12 protein-coding genes, 2 rRNA genes and 1 other annotated feature are annotated in these 18,716 nt (G+C 40.2%); of the genes, 12 read left to right on the forward strand and 2 right to left on the reverse strand.

Annotation, left to right across the window (positions count from 1 at the left end):
• The first annotated feature begins 114 nt into the window (after nt 1–114).
• The 5 genes from MHB40_RS00075 (at nt 115) to asnB (ending at nt 8,386) form a co-directional block, all read left to right on the forward strand.
• Nucleotides 115–3,042, forward strand: a 23S ribosomal RNA gene (locus MHB40_RS00075).
• A 67-nt stretch (nt 3,043–3,109) separates the two neighbouring features.
• Nucleotides 3,110–3,225, forward strand: a 5S ribosomal RNA gene (rrf, locus tag MHB40_RS00080).
• Nucleotides 3,226–3,510: 285 nt separating this feature from the next.
• On the forward strand, nt 3,511–4,974 hold the full coding sequence (guaB, locus tag MHB40_RS00085; protein ID WP_004233999.1) for an IMP dehydrogenase: 1,464 nt from the start codon (nt 3,511–3,513) through the stop codon (nt 4,972–4,974).
• 142 nt (nt 4,975–5,116) lie between these two features.
• Nucleotides 5,117–6,448 carry a D-alanyl-D-alanine carboxypeptidase family protein gene (locus MHB40_RS00090; RefSeq protein ID WP_342442111.1) on the forward strand — a complete coding sequence of 444 codons (1,332 nt, stop codon included), beginning with the start codon at nt 5,117–5,119 and terminating at the stop codon, nt 6,446–6,448.
• A gap of 99 nt (nt 6,449–6,547) precedes the next feature.
• Nucleotides 6,548–8,386 carry an asparagine synthase (glutamine-hydrolyzing) gene (asnB, locus tag MHB40_RS00095; protein WP_342533673.1) on the forward strand — a complete coding sequence of 613 codons (1,839 nt, stop codon included), beginning with the start codon at nt 6,548–6,550 and terminating at the stop codon, nt 8,384–8,386.
• Nucleotides 8,387–8,401: 15 nt separating this feature from the next.
• Here the strand turns inward: asnB and MHB40_RS00100 are convergent, their stop codons facing one another.
• The gene (locus MHB40_RS00100; RefSeq protein ID WP_342533674.1) at nt 8,402–9,826 is read right to left on the reverse strand and encodes a PLP-dependent aminotransferase family protein; all 1,425 of its coding nucleotides are present in this window, start codon (nt 9,824–9,826) and stop codon (nt 8,402–8,404) included.
• Between the two features lie 102 nt (nt 9,827–9,928).
• Between MHB40_RS00100 and pdxS the strand changes: the two genes are divergently transcribed.
• The 6 genes from pdxS to MHB40_RS00130 all read left to right on the forward strand — a co-directional run bounded on the left by pdxS (nt 9,929) and on the right by MHB40_RS00130 (nt 17,509).
• Nucleotides 9,929–10,813: a pyridoxal 5'-phosphate synthase subunit PdxS gene (pdxS, locus tag MHB40_RS00105; RefSeq protein WP_342442114.1), complete on the forward strand. Its 885-nt coding sequence runs from the start codon at nt 9,929–9,931 to the stop codon at nt 10,811–10,813.
• Between the two features lies 1 nt (nt 10,814).
• Nucleotides 10,815–11,378, forward strand: coding sequence for a pyridoxal 5'-phosphate synthase glutaminase subunit PdxT (pdxT, locus tag MHB40_RS00110; RefSeq protein ID WP_342533675.1), 564 nt, complete (start codon nt 10,815–10,817; stop codon nt 11,376–11,378).
• Between the two features lie 49 nt (nt 11,379–11,427).
• Nucleotides 11,428–11,647 (forward strand) — a binding site (T-box leader).
• Between the two features lie 75 nt (nt 11,648–11,722).
• Complete coding sequence (gene serS / locus MHB40_RS00115) at nt 11,723–13,003, forward strand: serine--tRNA ligase (protein ID WP_342533676.1); 1,281 nt, start codon at nt 11,723–11,725, stop codon at nt 13,001–13,003.
• Nucleotides 13,004–13,144: 141 nt separating this feature from the next.
• Complete coding sequence (locus tag MHB40_RS00120) at nt 13,145–14,479, forward strand: sigma 54-interacting transcriptional regulator (RefSeq protein ID WP_342442116.1); 1,335 nt, start codon at nt 13,145–13,147, stop codon at nt 14,477–14,479.
• Between the two features lie 109 nt (nt 14,480–14,588).
• A complete protein-coding gene (gene brnQ, locus MHB40_RS00125; RefSeq protein ID WP_342442117.1) occupies nt 14,589–15,920 on the forward strand; it encodes a branched-chain amino acid transport system II carrier protein in 1,332 nt (443 codons plus the stop codon).
• Complete coding sequence (locus MHB40_RS00130; RefSeq protein WP_342442118.1) at nt 15,917–17,509, forward strand: amidohydrolase; 1,593 nt, start codon at nt 15,917–15,919, stop codon at nt 17,507–17,509. The genes brnQ and MHB40_RS00130 overlap by 4 nt, the downstream gene beginning before the upstream one ends.
• 103 nt (nt 17,510–17,612) lie before the next feature.
• Here the strand turns inward: MHB40_RS00130 and tadA are convergent, their stop codons facing one another.
• Complete coding sequence (gene tadA, locus MHB40_RS00135) at nt 17,613–18,128, reverse strand: tRNA adenosine(34) deaminase TadA (protein ID WP_342533677.1); 516 nt, start codon at nt 18,126–18,128, stop codon at nt 17,613–17,615.
• Nucleotides 18,129–18,365: 237 nt separating this feature from the next.
• Here tadA and MHB40_RS00140 point away from each other — a divergent pair, with 237 nt between their 5' ends.
• Complete coding sequence (locus MHB40_RS00140) at nt 18,366–18,701, forward strand: metalloregulator ArsR/SmtB family transcription factor (RefSeq protein ID WP_205446327.1); 336 nt, start codon at nt 18,366–18,368, stop codon at nt 18,699–18,701.
• Nucleotides 18,702–18,716: the final 15 nt, after the last annotated feature.

Genomic DNA, 18,716 nt, shown 5'->3' on the forward strand with positions numbered 1-18,716 from the left:
TTCATTCTTCTGAATGAAACACTTCAAAACTTGTTCTTTGAAAACTGGATAAAACGACATTGAAATTGTAACAAACACATTTATTTTTTAAGTTTTTTATAGGCTTAATAACTTGGTTAAGTTATTAAGGGCGCACGGCGAATGCCTTGGCACTAGGAGCCGAAGAAGGACGGCACTAACACCGATATGCTTCGGGGAGCTGTAAGTGAGCTTTGATCCGGAGATTTCCGAATGGGGGAACCCACTACGTTTAATCGCGTAGTATCTTGACGTGAATACATAGCGTCTTGAAGGCAGACCCAGGGAACTGAAACATCTAAGTACCTGGAGGAAGAGAAAGAAAAATCGATTCCCTGAGTAGCGGCGAGCGAAACGGGAAGAGCCCAAACCAAGAGGCTTGCCTCTTGGGGTTGTAGGACACTCAATACGGAGTTACAAAAGAGCGAGTTAGATGAAGCGACTTGGAAAGGTCCGCCAGAGCAGGTAAAAGCCCTGTAGTCGAAAGTTCGTTCCCTCCTGAGTGGATCCTGAGTACGGCGGAACACGTGAAATTCCGTCGGAATCCGGGAGGACCATCTCCCAAGGCTAAATACTACCTAGTGACCGATAGTGAACCAGTACCGTGAGGGAAAGGTGAAAAGCACCCCGGAAGGGGAGTGAAAGAGATCCTGAAACCGTGTGCCTACAAGTAGTTAGAGCCCGTTAATGGGTGATAGCGTGCCTTTTGTAGAATGAACCGGCGAGTTACGATTACGTGCGAGGTTAAGCTTTAGAAGGCGGAGCCGCAGCGAAAGCGAGTCTGAATAGGGCGAAATAGTACGTGGTCGTAGACCCGAAACCAGGTGATCTACCCATGTCCAGGGTGAAGGTGAGGTAACACTTACTGGAGGCCCGAACCCACGCACGTTGAAAAGTGCGGGGATGAGGTGTGGGTAGCGGAGAAATTCCAATCGAACTTGGAGATAGCTGGTTCTCTCCGAAATAGCTTTAGGGCTAGCCTCGTGATGAGAATACTGGAGGTAGAGCACTGTTTGGACTAGGGGGCCATCCCGGTTTACCGAATTCAGACAAACTCCGAATGCCAGATATTTATACACGGGAGTCAGACTGCGAGTGATAAGATCCGTAGTCAAAAGGGAAACAGCCCAGACCACCAGCTAAGGTCCCAAAGTAATCGTTAAGTGGAAAAGGATGTGGCGTTGCACAGACAACCAGGATGTTGGCTTAGAAGCAGCCATCATTTAAAGAGTGCGTAATAGCTCACTGGTCGAGTGACGCTGCGCCGAAAATGTATCGGGGCTAAACGATTCACCGAAGCTGTGGATTGACATCTACGATGTCAGTGGTAGGAGAGCGTTCTAAGTGCGTTGAAGTCAGACCGGAAGGACTGGTGGAGCGCTTAGAAGTGAGAATGCCGGTATGAGTAGCGAAAGACGGGTGAGAATCCCGTCCACCGTATGACTAAGGTTTCCTGAGGAAGGCTCGTCCGCTCAGGGTTAGTCGGGACCTAAGCCGAGGCCGATAGGCGTAGGCGATGGACAACAGGTTGATATTCCTGTACCACCTCCTCACCGTTTGAGAAATGGGGGGACGCAGTAGGATAGGGTAAGCGCGCTGTTGGATATGCGCGTCCAAGCAGTAAGGCGTGTGTGTAGGCAAATCCGCACACTGTAACGTTGAGCTGTGATGGCGAGTCCGTATGGACGAAGTTCCTGATTTCACACTGCCAAGAAAAGCCTCTATCGAGGTGAGAGGTGCCCGTACCGCAAACCGACACAGGTAGTCGAGGAGAGAATCCTAAGGTGTGCGAGAGAACTCTCGTTAAGGAACTCGGCAAAATGACCCCGTAACTTCGGGAGAAGGGGTGCTCTTGAGCGTGCAAGCGCATGAGAGCCGCAGTGAATAGGCCCAGGCGACTGTTTAGCAAAAACACAGGTCTCTGCAAAACCGTAAGGTGACGTATAGGGGCTGACGCCTGCCCGGTGCTGGAAGGTTAAGAGGAGTGGTTAGCGCAAGCGAAGCTGCGAATTGAAGCCCCAGTAAACGGCGGCCGTAACTATAACGGTCCTAAGGTAGCGAAATTCCTTGTCGGGTAAGTTCCGACCCGCACGAAAGGCGTAACGATCTGGGCACTGTCTCAACGAGAGACTCGGTGAAATTATAGTACCTGTGAAGATGCAGGTTACCCGCGACAGGACGGAAAGACCCCGTGGAGCTTTACTGTAGCCTGATATTGAATTTTGGTACAACTTGTACAGGATAGGTAGGAGCCAGAGATCTCGGAGCGCCAGCTTCGAAGGAGGCGTCGGTGGGATACTACCCTGGTTGTATTGAAATTCTAACCCATGCCCCTTAGCGGGGCAGGAGACAGTGTCAGGCGGACAGTTTGACTGGGGCGGTCGCCTCCTAAAAGGTAACGGAGGCGCCCAAAGGTTCCCTCAGAATGGTTGGAAATCATTCGTAGAGTGTAAAGGCACAAGGGAGCTTGACTGCGAGACCTACAAGTCGAGCAGGGTCGAAAGACGGGCTTAGTGATCCGGTGGTTCCGCATGGAAGGGCCATCGCTCAACGGATAAAAGCTACCCCGGGGATAACAGGCTTATCTCCCCCAAGAGTCCACATCGACGGGGAGGTTTGGCACCTCGATGTCGGCTCATCGCATCCTGGGGCTGTAGTCGGTCCCAAGGGTTGGGCTGTTCGCCCATTAAAGCGGTACGCGAGCTGGGTTCAGAACGTCGTGAGACAGTTCGGTCCCTATCCGTCGTGGGCGTAGGAAATTTGAGAGGAGCTGTCCTTAGTACGAGAGGACCGGGATGGACACACCGCTGGTGTACCAGTTGTCTTGCCAAAGGCATCGCTGGGTAGCTATGTGTGGACGGGATAAGTGCTGAAAGCATCTAAGCATGAAGCCCCCCTCAAGATGAGATTTCCCATTACGCAAGTAAGTAAGATCCCTCAAAGACGATGAGGTAGATAGGTTCGAGGTGGAAGTGTGGTGACACATGGAGCTGACGAATACTAATCGATCGAGGACTTAACCAAAACGTTTGAAACATTCAATGCACGTTTATCCAGTTTTGAAAGAATAATTCTTTCAATTTAATACATGTCTAGTGATGATGGCAAAGAGGTCACACCCGTTCCCATACCGAACACGGAAGTTAAGCTCTTTAGCGCCGATGGTAGTTGGGGGCTTCCCCCTGTGAGAGTAGGACGTCGCTAGGCAATTGAAACAGTCAGCCGTGTGCTGGCTATTTTTTTACTTTCTAATGGTATCTTTTAACTTTGTTAAAGAACTGGTTCAAAAATCTATTATATTTATAAGTATTTTAATTAAAAAGAGTAGGAATAAATGACTTTTAAACGTAGATAATTATTTAGATTGCTCATTTTAATTACCACACATTAAAAATCTGAATTGTCTTTCTTTTATAAGTTCCTTGACAGTAGCAGTCCACGTTGTTAATCTTACAATTAATATTCTTTTAACTATAGGAGGAAGTTACGAAAATGTGGGAAACTAAATTTGCCAAAGAAGGTTTAACTTTTGATGATGTATTATTAGTACCAGCTCATTCCGAAGTACTACCGAAAGATGTTGATTTATCTGTTCAATTAACACCAAAGATTAAATTAAACATCCCAATGGTCAGCGCAGGTATGGATACAGTTACAGAGTCTAAAATGGCGATTGCTATGGCACGTCAAGGCGGTATCGGTATTATCCATAAAAATATGGGGATCGATGAGCAAGCTGAACAAGTAGAAAAAGTAAAACGTTCTGAAAATGGTGTTATTACAAACCCATTCTTCTTAACTCCGACACATCAAGTTTTCGATGCTGAGCATCTAATGGGTAAATACCGAATCTCTGGTGTACCTATTGTTGATAGTATGGAAAATCAAAAGCTAGTAGGGATTATTACAAACCGTGATTTACGCTTTATCTCTGATTACTCTTTAAAAATTGAAGATGTCATGACAAAAGAAGATTTGATTACAGCACCAGTTGGAACGACTTTAGAGGATGCTGAAAAAATTCTTCAACAATATAAAATCGAAAAGCTTCCAATTGTAGATGAAGAAGGTAGATTAACTGGACTTATCACAATTAAAGATATCGAGAAAGTTATTGAATTCCCGAATGCTGCTAAAGATACACATGGTCGTTTACTAGTGGGCGCAGCAGTTGGTGTATCAAAAGATACGATGGTACGTATTGAGAAGCTTGTAGAAGCACAAGTGGACATTGTTGTAATCGATACAGCCCATGGTCATTCAGAAGGCGTATTACAAACAATTCGCTCAATCCGTGAGACTTACCCAGAGCTAGAAATCATTGCTGGTAATGTTGCTACAGGAGAAGGCGCACGTGCATTATTTGAAGCTGGGGCAGATGTTGTTAAAGTAGGTATTGGTCCTGGTTCTATTTGTACTACACGTGTTGTGGCTGGTGTAGGTGTACCACAAATTACAGCAGTATATGATTGTGCTACAGTAGCTCGTGAGCTTGGTAAAACAATTATTGCTGATGGTGGTATTAAATACTCTGGTGATATCGTGAAAGCTCTAGCAGCTGGGGGCAACGTTGTAATGCTTGGTTCTCTTCTAGCAGGTACATCTGAATCTCCTGGAGAAACAGAAATCTTCCAAGGACGTCGCTTCAAAGTTTACCGTGGTATGGGTTCTATCGGCGCGATGGAAAAAGGTTCTAAAGATCGTTACTTCCAAGAGGATGCGAAAAAATTAGTACCTGAAGGTATTGAAGGTCGCCTTCCATATAAAGGACCATTAGCTGATACGATTTACCAACTGATTGGTGGTATTCGCGCTGGTATGGGTTATTGTGGAGCACCACATCTTGAGCACCTACGAGAGAATGCACAATTTGTTAGAATGACAGGTGCTGGTCTTCGTGAATCACATCCACATGATGTACAGATTACAAAAGAATCACCAAACTATTCCATGTAATATATTACTTGCAACTTTTATGCTTTCGCATCGTCTACAAAGATGGCGCGAGAGCATTTTTTTTATGGTAGAGAGTCAACACGTTTGTTGTTATCTATGATAAAATGTCGAGGACAAGATTATTTTTTGGAGGGCTTTAAAGGTGAAAAAGAAAATGAACACCGTATTACGCTTACTCCTAATTCCTGTTTTATTATTTAGTATTTTTGCAGGTATTCCTGCAAAGGCAAATGCGGAAACAGATTTAGGATTAACAGTGGATGCTGCGATTTTAATTGATGCAGATTCAGGAAAAATTTTATTTGAACAAAATGCAGATACTTCACTAGGTATTGCAAGTATGACAAAAATGATGACTGAATTCCTGTTATTGGACGCGATTGATGCAGGGACAGTTAAATGGGATCAGGAATATCACGTAACTGATTATACGTATCGTATGTCTCAAAATCGTGCATTAAGTAATGTACCTTTACGTAGAGATGGTTCTTATACGATTCGTGAGTTATACGAGGCAATGGCTATCTATTCAGCAAATGCAGCTACCGTAGCTATTGCTGAAACGATTGCAGGTTCTGAAACTGAATTTTTAAAGTTAATGAATAAAAAAGCAGAAGAACTTGGTTTAGAGGGCTATAAATTTGTCAATGCCACTGGTCTTAATAATGCTGATTTATTTGGTATGCATCCATCAGGCACAGGCCCAGAAGATGAAAATGTGATGCCTGCAAAATCTGTAGCAAAATTGGCGTATCATTTATTAAAAGATCACCCAAAGGTATTAGAAACATCTAAAATTGCAAAAAAGACTTTCCGTGAAGGTACAGAAGATGCAATTAAAATGTCTAACTGGAACTTTATGTTACCTGGATTAGTGTATGAATATCAAGGCGTAGATGGATTAAAAACAGGTACAACAAACTTTGCAGGTCACTGCTTCACAGGTACTGCAGAGCGCAATGGTACTCGTTTGATTGCAGTTGTTATGAAAGCTGTTGATGCAAATGGACAAGGATCATATGCAGCTCGTTTTGATGCCACAGCAAAATTATTTAACTATGGTTTTTCACAATTCTCGAAACAAGAAATTTTACCAGCGAACTATACATTCAAAGATCAAAAAACAGTTAAAGTGACAAAAGGTAAAGAAGACAAAGTATCGATTGCAGTAAAAGAACCAATTTCCTTTATGATTAAGTCTTCTGATAAAGAATTATATAAACCTACATTGGTTTTAGATAAAAAGAGTTTAGAGGCAGATGTTAAAAAAGACACTGTTGTAGGGAAGGTTGTTATTGAGCGCACAGAAGGCACAGATTACGGCTTTATCGATGGCAAGGATATTTCATCCGATGTTGTCACAACAAAGGCTGTAGAGCGTGCTAGCGGTATCTCATTGTTCTTCCAAGGTGTAGGTAACTTCTTCGGTAATTTATGGGGAGGCATTACAGACTTTGTTGGGGGATTGTTTTAATATTTAAATAGGAGCACATGAATGTACTTAAGCATTCATGTGCTTTTTCACATTTTTACACGCTGCTGCATACGCTAATAGGCGAAAGGATGTGGCTAAATGTGTGGCATTACAGGATGGGCTAGCTTTCAAAAGGATTTAAGAACAAGTGACACAATATTAAAATCGATGACGCAAACATTAAATAAGAGAGGGCCAGATGATGAAAATATTTGGTGTAGTGAGCATATAGCATTTGGTCATCGACGTTTGGCAGTTATTGATTTAATTGGTGGCAAACAACCAATGAAAAAAATTCATGATGGATTAAACTATGTCATTACATATAATGGCGAACTTTATAATACAGAAGAGCTACGTAAAGAACTTCTAAAAAGAGGACACAGTTTTACAACACAATCGGATACTGAAGTGTTATTAACAGCCTATATTGAGTGGAAAGAGCAATGTGTAGAATTTCTAAATGGGATTTTTGCCTTTGGTGTTTGGGATGAACAAACACAATCACTATTTTTGTGCCGAGACCGATTAGGTGTGAAACCCTTGTATTATACAGAGCAACAAGATGGTGTACTTTTTGCATCTGAAGTGAAGGCTCTGCTGGCACACCCGACGGTCCAAGCAAGTGTAAACGTTGAAGGATTGGCAAGTATGATGGCTGTAGGGCCCTCTAGAGCGCCAGGCAAAACCCTTTTTCAAAATATTAAAGAATTACGGCCTGGCTATGCCATGCGTTTCTCTAGAGAAGAAGGTTTAAAAAAGTGGCCATATTGGCAGCTACAAAGCCGCAGACATGAAGAATCTTTGGAGGAAACAATTGAGCATGTACGTTTTTTGTTAACGGATGCTATAGAACGTCAGTTAGTTTCTGATGTACCCATTTGTACATTTCTTTCAGGAGGACTAGATTCCAGTATTATCACTGGCATTGCGGCAAATAGCTTCCAGCAACAAAACAATCAATTGCATACGTATTCTATCGATTATGAAGATAATGAGCGCTTCTTTAACCCACATTCTTTCCAAACGTCTACAGATACGTACTGGATTCAGAAAATGACAGACACTTTCCAGACGGCCCACCATGCAGAGGAAATCACTCAGCAACAGTTAATTGATTTATTAGTGGAATCGGTCATCGTTCGAGATTCCCCTGGTATGGCAGATGTAGATTCATCGTTATTATGGTTTTGTCGAGAAATAAAAAAGGATTTTACTGTAGCGTTATCAGGAGAGTGTGCAGATGAAATTTTTGGTGGGTATCCATGGTTTAAAGAAAGGGCTTCAGGTTTTCCTTGGATCCGTTCATTGTCTGAAAGAAGTGGATTACTTCAAGAGAAGTGGGATAAAAAATTAAAAATTGAGTCCTATGCACAACAACTATATACACAAACAATAGCTGAAGTACCATTATTAGATGGAGAAGGTCTAGCAGAGGCAAGTCATCGTGAAATGTCTTACTTAAATATGCTATGGTTCATGCAAACATTATTAGAGCGGAAAGATCGTATGAGTATGGGGGCAAGTTTAGAGGTACGTGTTCCTTTTGCAGATCATCGGCTTGTAGAATACGCTTGGAATATTCCGTGGGAAATGAAGAATTTGGATGGGATAGAAAAAGGATTACTTCGAAAATCAATGGCACATTTATTGCCTAATGAAGTGTTGTATCGTAAAAAAAATCCTTATCCAAAAACATATCATCCTGTCTACACAGCTGGTGTGCAAAAATGGTTGAAGGAAATTCTACGTGATAAAAATTCGATTTTACATGAACTATTTGAACGACAAAAGCTTGTGGAGTTAATTGAATCTGGCGGTAGCTCTTTTAAGATTCCGTGGTATGGGCAATTAATGGCAGGTCCTCAGCTTTTAGCGTATCTAGGGCAAGTTCATACATGGTTTGAGCATTATCAAATTCAATTAATTGAAACTTAATATAAAATGACCTATCTACTCACTGGTAGATGGGTCATTTTTTTGTATTCCCCAGCAATCCATCAACTGTTCAATGGATGATTCAATTGCTTGTACGGGAATCCCTCCAAAGCCTAATAAAAATTGAGCTTGTGAAGATTCATAATGATCTAGTCTGTAGGCTGATAATGGATAAATGCCGATCCCTGCTTGAGAGGCGAGCTGTTGTAATTGTTTTTCTGAGAATGTGTGTTGAACCTCTAATAAAATATGCATACCCGCTTGCTCACCAGTAATGTTAATGGATGATGAATATTTTTCTAAAATAGAAGTTAGTTTATCGTGTTTTTTACGATAAATTTTACGCATACGATTGAGATGCTTTGCAAAATGCCCGTCACGCATAAAATTTGCCACGATATGTTGATCGAAACGAGGCACAGTAGATGAGTAATAATTAAAGACATCGTTATAGGTAGCAAGTAGTTTAGGTGGAAGTACAAAATAAGCTACTCGCAAGGATGGCATTAATGATTTTGTAAAAGTACTCATGTAAATAACTTTATCGTTTCGATCTAAGGCGTGTAGAGCAGGAATTGGTTTTCCAGCATAACGAAATTCCGAATCATAATCATCCTCAATAATATAGCGAGAGGAGCTTTGCGCCGCCCAATTTAAAGCCTGTGCTCGCCTTGTAGCGGATAATACAGCACCAGTTGGGAATTGATGTGAGGGTGTAATATACACGACATTAGCATTCGTTTTTTCAAGCTCATGAATAATAATGCCCTCTTCATCGACTACAATTGGGTAAACTTTTCGTTTATGCTGCGAAAACATACGATGCACGGCAGGGTACCCTGGATTTTCTAATGCAAAGCTTGTATCTTCGCTAAAAAGACGTAGTATCATAGGGAGAAGCTGTTCCGTACCAGAACCTATGACAATTTGTTCAGGATGGCATACAACACCACGCGACTGATATAAATAATTAGCAATCTCTGTGCGTAAAGAAAGTTCTCCTTGTGGTTCACCTGTTAATAATAGCTCCTTTGAGGTATCGTCAAAAAGCTCCTTCGCATATTTTCTCCAAGTTTGAAATGGAAAGGCATCGATATCAATAGAACCAGGATTAAAATCAATTTTGTATGATTTTTTCTTAGGATGCTCATTGATGGATGTTATAGTATCCTGCTGAATGTAGGGTAATTCATCTATTTCTTCTACAAAATAACCAATCCTTGATTTGGACATAATATAACCTTCAGCTAATAGCTGGGCATAGGCAATTTCAATTGTTGTTTGAGAAATATTTAAAAAATCAGCCAATTTTCTTTTTGAAGGCAATTTTTCTCCTACAGTTATTTTATTAGAAATGATGGCTTCTTTAATACCGCTATAAAGCTGATCATAAAGCGGTTTATCACTATCTCTTTCAAGCTGAAATAAAAGCATATCCATGTTTTGTAGCCTCCTGACCTTATAAATATTTTGAAAACTGGATATTTTGATATGGTCAATTTCTATTATACTAAACTTCATCATAAAGGTGGAGGTTAGAAAATGAAACAAACAGGTACAGAGCTAGTAAAACGTGGTATGGCAGAAATGCAAAAGGGCGGCGTCATTATGGATGTCATTAATGCAGAGCAAGCAAAAATTGCAGAAGCTGCAGGTGCTGTAGCAGTTATGGCATTAGAAAGAGTACCTTCAGATATTCGTAAAGCAGGTGGCGTTGCACGCATGGCCGATCCTCGTATTGTTGAGGAAGTAATGGGGTCTGTAACTATTCCTGTGATGGCCAAAGCACGTATTGGTCATATTGTGGAAGCACGTGTTTTAGAAGCAATGGGTGTTGATTATATTGATGAAAGTGAAGTTTTAACACCAGCGGATGAAGAATACCATTTATTAAAAAGTGAATACACAGTACCGTTTGTGTGTGGCTGTCGTGATTTAGGGGAGGCAGCTCGTCGTATCGGGGAAGGCGCATCAATGTTACGAACAAAAGGTGAGCCAGGAACAGGGAATATTGTGGAAGCAGTTCGACATATTCGCAAAGTAAATGCTCAGGTACGTAAAGTAGTGGGCATGACAGAAGATGAATTAATGACAGAGGCGAAATTACTAGGAGCTCCTTTCGAATTATTAAGAGAAATTAAACGTCTTGGTCGTTTACCAGTAGTAAACTTCGCAGCAGGAGGAGTGGCGACGCCTGCCGATGCTGCCTTAATGATGGAACTTGGAGCTGATGGTGTTTTCGTAGGTTCAGGTATTTTTAAATCTGAAAACCCTGAAAAATTTGCACGTGCCATTGTAGAGGCGACTACTCATTATAAAGACTATAAGCTTATTGCGGAAATATCAAAGGAACTCGGTGTACCAATGAAGGGGATTGATATTGCACAGCTTGGACACAACGAGCGTATGCAAGAGCGAGGTTGGTAGCATGAAACGAATTGGTGTTTTAGCATTACAAGGAGCGGTGCGTGAGCATATTCAGATGTTAAAAGCTCTTGGTTGCGAAGCTATCCTCGTAAAACAAAAGACGGATTTAGTAAATCTTGATGGACTTGTGTTACCTGGTGGAGAAAGCACAACAATGAGAAAATTGCTGGATCGTTTTGATCTACTAGAGCCAATTCGTGGACTTGCACAGCAAGGTTTACCGATGCTTGGTACATGTGCAGGATTAATTTTATTAGCCAAGCATCTAGTAGATGATGAACCACATTTGGCTGTGATGGACGTGGCCGTAGCAAGAAACTCTTATGGACGTCAGGTAGATAGCTTTGAAGTACAACTAGATATTCCTAAAGTAGGTGTAGGTATCCCAGCAGTATTTATTCGTGCACCTCATATTGAAGCCGTGGGTAAAGATGTTGAAATTCTAGCACAACATGAAGGAAAAATTATTTTAGCGCAAGATGGCCATTTATTAGGCTGTTCGTTTCATCCTGAATTAACAGCCGATACACGAATTCTTGAATATTTTGTATCCTCTATGGTATGACTTGCAAAATTTGTTTTCATATAGTACAGTATGTTTAAATTTTAAATAACTGAACACAATGATGGGAAGTAGTAGCAAGCACGTTTTTTTTAGAGAGTCAGCGGCTGGTGGAAGCTGATAAAAGCACTTGTGAATCCGTCCTGGAGTTGCACAGTCGAAGTGAATGAAGTAGGCTGTAGCCGGCTGAAATGCCGTTATGAAATAAGTGGATTAGGTAGCTTTATGCCTAGTCAATTAGGGTGGCAACGCGGGTAGCTCTCGTCCCTTTTTAGGGATGAGGGCTTTTTTGTGTTCATTTCGCTGCAACGATTTTCCATCATTAAGAAACTATTGGAGGTATGAAGATGTTAGATATTAAACGTGTACGCGATAATTTCGCGGAAATTAAAGAAATGTTATTAACACGTAATGAAGATTTAGGAAATTTAGATGACTTTGAGGGCTTAGATGCAAAACGTCGTGAATTGATTGCGAAAACAGAAGAATTAAAAGCAGAACGCAATAAAGTATCTGAACAAATTTCAATAATGAAACGCAACAAGGAAAATGCAGATGAAGTTATTGCTCGTATGCGTCAGGTTGGCGATGAAATTAAAGAATTAGACGTACAATTAAATGATGTTGAAGAACGCTTTAAAGATATGATGATGCGTTTACCAAACATTCCGCATGAGTCTGTACCAGTAGGCACAACAGAGGACGACAATGTTGAGGAGTATACGTGGGGTGAAATTCCAGCATTTGATTTTGATATTAAAGCACACTGGGACCTTGCTACAGATTTAAAAATTGTAGACTTTGAACGTGGCGCGAAAGTAACAGGTAGCCGTTTCTTATTCTACCGTGGTCTTGGCGCTCGTTTAGAACGTGCATTAATGACATTCATGATGGATTTACATGCAGAGGAGCATGGTTACGAGGAAATGCTACCACCTGTCATTGTTAATCGTGATAGCCTAACAGGTACAGGACAGCTTCCGAAGTTTGAGGAAGATGTATTCAAATTAGAGGAAACAGAATATTTCATGATTCCAACTGCAGAAGTACCAGTAACGAACTTCTATCGTGATGAGATTTTACCGGCTGAGGCTTTACCGCAAGGCTTTGCAGCGTATAGTGCATGCTTCCGTTCAGAAGCGGGATCTGCAGGTCGTGATACACGTGGTTTAATCCGTCAACACCAGTTCAACAAAGTAGAATTAGTTCGCTTTGTAAAACCAGAGGAATCATACGAACAATTAGAGCTATTAACAAATCATGCGGAAAAGGTATTACAATTACTAGGCTTACCATATCGTAAGCTAAAAATGTGTACAGCTGATTTAGGTTTTACTGCAGCGAAGAAATATGATTTAGAAGTTTGGATTCCTGCACAAAACATGTACCGTGAAATTTCTTCTTGTTCTAACTTTGAAGATTTCCAAGCACGACGAGCAAATATCCGCTTCCGTCGTGAGCCAAATGCAAAACCAGAGTATGTTCATACATTAAACGGTTCAGGTCTTGCCATTGGTCGTACAGTTGCCGCTATCCTAGAAAACTATCAACAAGCTGATGGAAGTGTAGTAATTCCTGAAGTTTTAAGACCTTATATGGGTGGTAAAGAAGTAATCGCACCAAAATAAACCACAGATAAAGCTATTTTAGATAATCCTTTTATGGATAATCTAAAATAGCTTTTTTGTATTTCAAAAATTGAAATCTCTCATAATTTTTGAAAATTCGTTATAATGGGTAATATTCATGGGGACAAGGGGGAGAAATTCATGGAATTGCAACAATTTGCACAGGCTCTCAGTGAATTTGATAATGTTTTAATTACAGATGATAAAGGCTGTGCAATCTTTTATGACTTAGCAGATTTAAATATATTATTGGAAATCGGCTTAACACCAGATGAGTTTTTTCACAGTACTGTGACTGATAATTATCAAAATTTATCATCTGAGACAAGTACTGTCTTTCAAGTCATACAAACAGGGCAACCAATTTTATACTATGAGCAACAACTTACAACATTGAACGGTTTTAGTTATTTATCGCTGAGTTCAACCTATCCCATTATGGAGCATGGAAAAGCCATTGGAGCCATTGAATTCTCAAAACATTTTTATGAAAGCAAGCAAATTAAATACTTAGATAATTTCCTGGGACATAAATTATATCGAGATAATCACACTACCTATCGTCTGGAGGATTTCATTACTACAAATGCTGAGATGAAGACTCAACTTGAAAAGGCACGTCGTAGTGCCAAAAAAAACGCACCTATTTTACTAACAGGGGAAACTGGAACAGGGAAAGATATTATCGCACAAGGCATACACAATGAAAGCAAACGCTATACAAAACCATTTATTATGTTGAACTGTTCAACATTGACGGAAGATAATATTTTTACACAGCTATATGGCTCAGACAATGAAGGAAAAAGAGGAAAGTTACAGGAGGCTAATGGTGGGACACTACTCATTGATCACCTAAATTTATTAGATGTATCTCTACAGGCAAAACTGTTGCATGCAGTAGATATCAAAATCCTGAATGGAGAGCAGTTGGATATACGCTATATTACTACTATCAATGAAGATGTAGAGAAACTCTTAGCTGAGAAAAAGCTACGCGAGGACTTATTTTATCGCTTAAATGTTCTCCAAATTGATTTGCCACCACTACGATTAAGGAAGGAAGATATACCACCTATCCTTGATTTTTATATACAATTTTATAATGAACATACTCTACAGAAAAATGTAAGTTATCGTGATGAGGTAATTCAATTATTTTATGCCTATCATTGGCCAGGTAATGTGCGTGAACTAAAAAATGCCCTTGAATCGGCATACAATAATTTACTTGGAGATGAAATTCTTATTGAGCATGTTCCAGAAAGGATTAAAAAAAATATTCAACATTCAACTCAGCCGATGATGCAGAACAACCAATCTGGTCATTTACGAGATTTAACTGAAGCCTACGAGCGTCTAATTATAGCGGAAAAGTTGCGTGAAACGAATGGACGTTTAGCGGAAACGGCTCGTCGTTTAGGTATTTCACGTCAATTGCTAAAGTATAAGTGTTTAAAATATGAATTGTTGTAAAATTTTTTTTACAAAAAGGGGATAAAAATTTATCTCCTTTTTTCATGTTTTTAAATTTTTTATTATTTAGATAAATCTTATGCAAAACGATTATAAAGGGGTTGAGGATATGTCTAAAGTTGTACAGCATACGATAATCGTCGGGCTAGCCTTATTTGCTATATTTTTTGGCGCTGGAAATTTAATATTTCCGCCATCTATAGGAAATAGTGCAGGGGAATCGTGGATTTCTGCTCTGATGGGCTTTAGCTTAACAGGTGTTATTTTGCCTGTGCTTGCGGTGTATGCAATTTTTAACACTGGGGGAACTGTAGAAGCGCTCACAAGGCCAATTGGAAATTGGTTTTATAAAGCCTTTAACACGGTCATGATGGTTTGTATTGGAATGGTTGTCACAATACCGAGAATGTCAGCGACAACACATGAATTAGGGGTGTCACAAATTATTCCGAACGTACCTTTAATTGTGTCAGTATTAGCATTCTTTGTAATTTGTTTTTACTTTGCGATGGATCAATCAAATGTTATCGATAAGATTGGAAAATGGTTGACCCCCGTTCTTGTTCTTATACTCATTATCCTAATTGGTAAAGGGGTACTAGATCCAATGGGAACAGCAGTCAATACAGGGGCAGAAGGGGTCTTTGCCAATTCGATAATAGCGGCCTATCAAACAGGAGATGTGGGAACAGGCATTCTTTGTGCTCCTATTTTTTTAGCAGCAATAGTTGGCTATGGCTATAAAGGGAAACTATCTAAAAAGGTCGCACTAGGTGGTATGGCTATTGCAGCAATAGGGTTAATTGCCGTATACGGTGGCTTACTTTATTTAGGTGCTACAAGTAGCGGCATCATCACAAATTCTGGCAGTGATACAGAACTATTAGCGGGTATTGCCTTTAGTGTTATTGGTAATTTGGGTAAAGTGTTATTGGCTATATGTGTTGTTTTTGCCTGCTTAACATCAGCGATTGGTGTCATGGTCATATCATCACAGTTTTTAAATGAACTAACAAAAGAGAAGCTTGGCTATAGATCATGGGTATTCATTATGTGTGTAGTAGGCGCAACCATTGGTTCCTTAGGTGTAGGTGCCATTGTCGAAATTACATTGCCAATTTTCTTGGTCATTTATCCGGTCATTATTGTACTTGTACTACTGGGGGCTTTTGATCGTTTTGTGCCAAATGCAGGAGCTTATAAAGGAACTGTCCTATTTGCATTTCTAGTAAGCGTTGTTGAAACATTTGCTAGCTATGAAATTACGATTCCTGGTGTGACACAGTTGGTCTTACATTTACCATTACAGTCTAGCGGATTTGCTTGGATTGGGCCATCTATTGTTGGCTTTATTATAGGTACTATTTTGCATAAAGTACTGAAAGCAGAAGATCCTGAAAAATCGACTTTTGGTATGGAAGAAATAGGAGTTGAAAAATGATGAAAATTATTTGTAATGCAAAAATCTATACGGCAGATACTTATCAGCCATCTGCAACAGCCATGGTGATTGAAGATGGAAAGGTAGTTTGGATTGGACAACAGGAAGACTTACCTGCCTATCATGGTGAAATAATAGATGTACAAGGAAAGGTCATTATTCCTGGGATTATTGACGCTCATATGCATCCAATTATGTTAGCAGATGTTTTGGAACAAGTGGCTTGTTTACCTCCACACATTCATTCTATTGAGGATATAATAATTGCACTAGCAAAATATGATGCAAGTCAGCATGGATGGATATTAGGCTGGGGCTATGATGAAGGAAAACTAAAAGAAAGAAGAGCGCCTTTAAAAGAGGATTTAGATCGTGCCTCCACAGAATTACCTATCATTGTTATGCGTACGTGTGGTCATATTATATCGGTCAATAGCAAGGCATTAGCAATTGCAGGTATTACAAAGGATACCCCTGATCCACAGGGTGGACAAATTGATCGTGATGAAAATGGGGAACCTACAGGCGTACTACGTGAAAATGCACGGAATCTAGTGTTACAGCATTTACCTACACCCTCTGAAGAAGAAATTGTGACAAGGCTTCTAAAGCTATCACAAACTTTGGCATCCTACGGTGTAACAAGTATTACAGAATTAATGGCTACTGTAGCCCCGGTTGATTATTTAAGCCTGTACCGTAAAGCCCGAGAAAAAGGCTTTAAGCAACGAGTAGCAGTTTATTATATTTGGGAGGATATTCAACGATACGAGCTGTTAACAGCAAATAATATCGATCGTTCTGCAGGAGCCTATATCGGAGGCATCAAGCTATTTTCAGATGGCAGTGTTTCAGGCCGTACAGCACTTGTTTCAGCGCCATTTTTGGGAAGTGAAGAAAAGGGCATAGCCATGACTTCGAAAGAGGAACTACTAGCAGCTGCTGCGGAAGCCAAAGAACGTGCCGTTCAATTAGTGGTTCATGCAATGGGAGACAGAGCCATTGATCTAATTGTTGACACATTTTATGAGGAAAAAGCTTGGTTAACAGATGCACCTTCTGTTCGTATTGAGCATGCAGCCATGCCTTCTGAAAGTGCCTTGCAAAAAGCTGCTGAATGGGGCATAGGCTTTGTGCCACAACCAATCTTCTTATTCTGTGAAATTGAGAGCTATTTAGAAAATCTAGGACTAGAAAAAACACAGACATTATATGGTGTACAAACATTTTTACAGCGGCGGATCGCGACCACGTTATCTTCAGATGCCCCTGCTACATCTTGGGCAGAAGCGGCTAATCCCTTTGTGACGATACAAGCAGCCGTTACACGTACAGCCTATGATGGAACAGATTTAGGCGCAGCAGAAAAAATCTCTGTGGAGGAGGCATTACAGCTATATACAGCTGATGCAAAAACGATGATCCGTATGAACAATGTTGGTCAGTTAAAAGAGGGCTATGATGCAAATTTTGTTGTACTAACTGATGATTTACTGACGCTTGCACATAACCAGCTTATGCATGTAAAACCATTCGCTACATATATCGAAGGAGAATGTGTTTTTACACAATCAACGATTGAAGCTTAATCGTCATTAGTTATGAAGGTGCTGTCGCTGCTACGACACATTTCATATATATCGCCATTCCCATAAATATAAAAAAAAGGTGTCTCATTAGGAGGCACCTTCTTTAATTGCTATTTACATCGTTGGAAGCTAATCGTGCTTTTTTCTCAGCTTTTTTACGCTCTCGTAAAGCCTTAAAAAAGTCTGTTAGAATTTGACCACATTCCTCGGCTAAAATCCCTTCTGTTACATTACATTCATGATTAAAGCGTTCATCATTTAATAAACGGTAAAGGGAATCTACACACCCAGCTTTTTGATCCCTTGCACCATAAACAACACGGGGCACACGCGATTGGAGAATGGCTCCTGCACACATTGGACAAGGCTCTAATGTCACATAAAGAGTAGTATCCTCGAGTCGCCAACTACCTATTTTTTTGCAGGCTTCTTGAATCACTAACAGCTCAGCATGTGTTGTTGCATTTTGCGTTGTTTCTCTTAAATTATGTGCACGTGCAATGATTTTCCCTTCATAAACAAGGACTGCACCAATGGGTACTTCTCCAAGTAAGGCTGCCTGTTGGGCTTCCTCTAATGCTTGTTTCATAAATAAACGATCTGATTCAAAAATATCCACACATATCTCTCCTTAACAGTAGTGTAGCGCGCTGAATTGGTAATTGCTACTTTTAACTTTCTTTAGTCGGTATTGGTTAATAGGGGATGTTAGCCTAAAATCATCGCATCCATGCGATAACGAGTGACCTGCAACATGTAGAAGCATAAATGCTTGTTGACATTCCTAATATATCCATATATATTTATATATGAACACATGCTCATATATAAATATTGAAGAATGGGGTAAACTTTTATGGATGAAAAATTAAACAGTTCAGAAACACTAAAAAACGTAGATCAGCATTTAGATGAAGAGACATTATTTGTAGTATCTCAGACTTTTAAAGCATTGAGTGATCCAACTAGAATTCGTATTTTAAACTTACTTTGTTCAGATGAACACGCTGTAAATGATATTGCAGACATTTTAGATTTAGGCCAATCGACCGTTTCTCATCAATTACGTTTTCTTAAAAATTTAAGGTTAGTGAAATTTAGAAGAGAGGGAACAACCTTATACTATTCTAAGGATGACGATCACATTATGAATTTATTGAAGCAGGCCATTGAGCATGCTGCTCATAACTAAATGAAATGGAGGAAT

It is taken from the genome of Lysinibacillus sp. FSL K6-0057 (assembly GCF_038630885.1).
GTDB classification, from domain to species: Bacteria; Bacillota; Bacilli; order Bacillales_A; family Planococcaceae; genus Lysinibacillus; species Lysinibacillus fusiformis_F.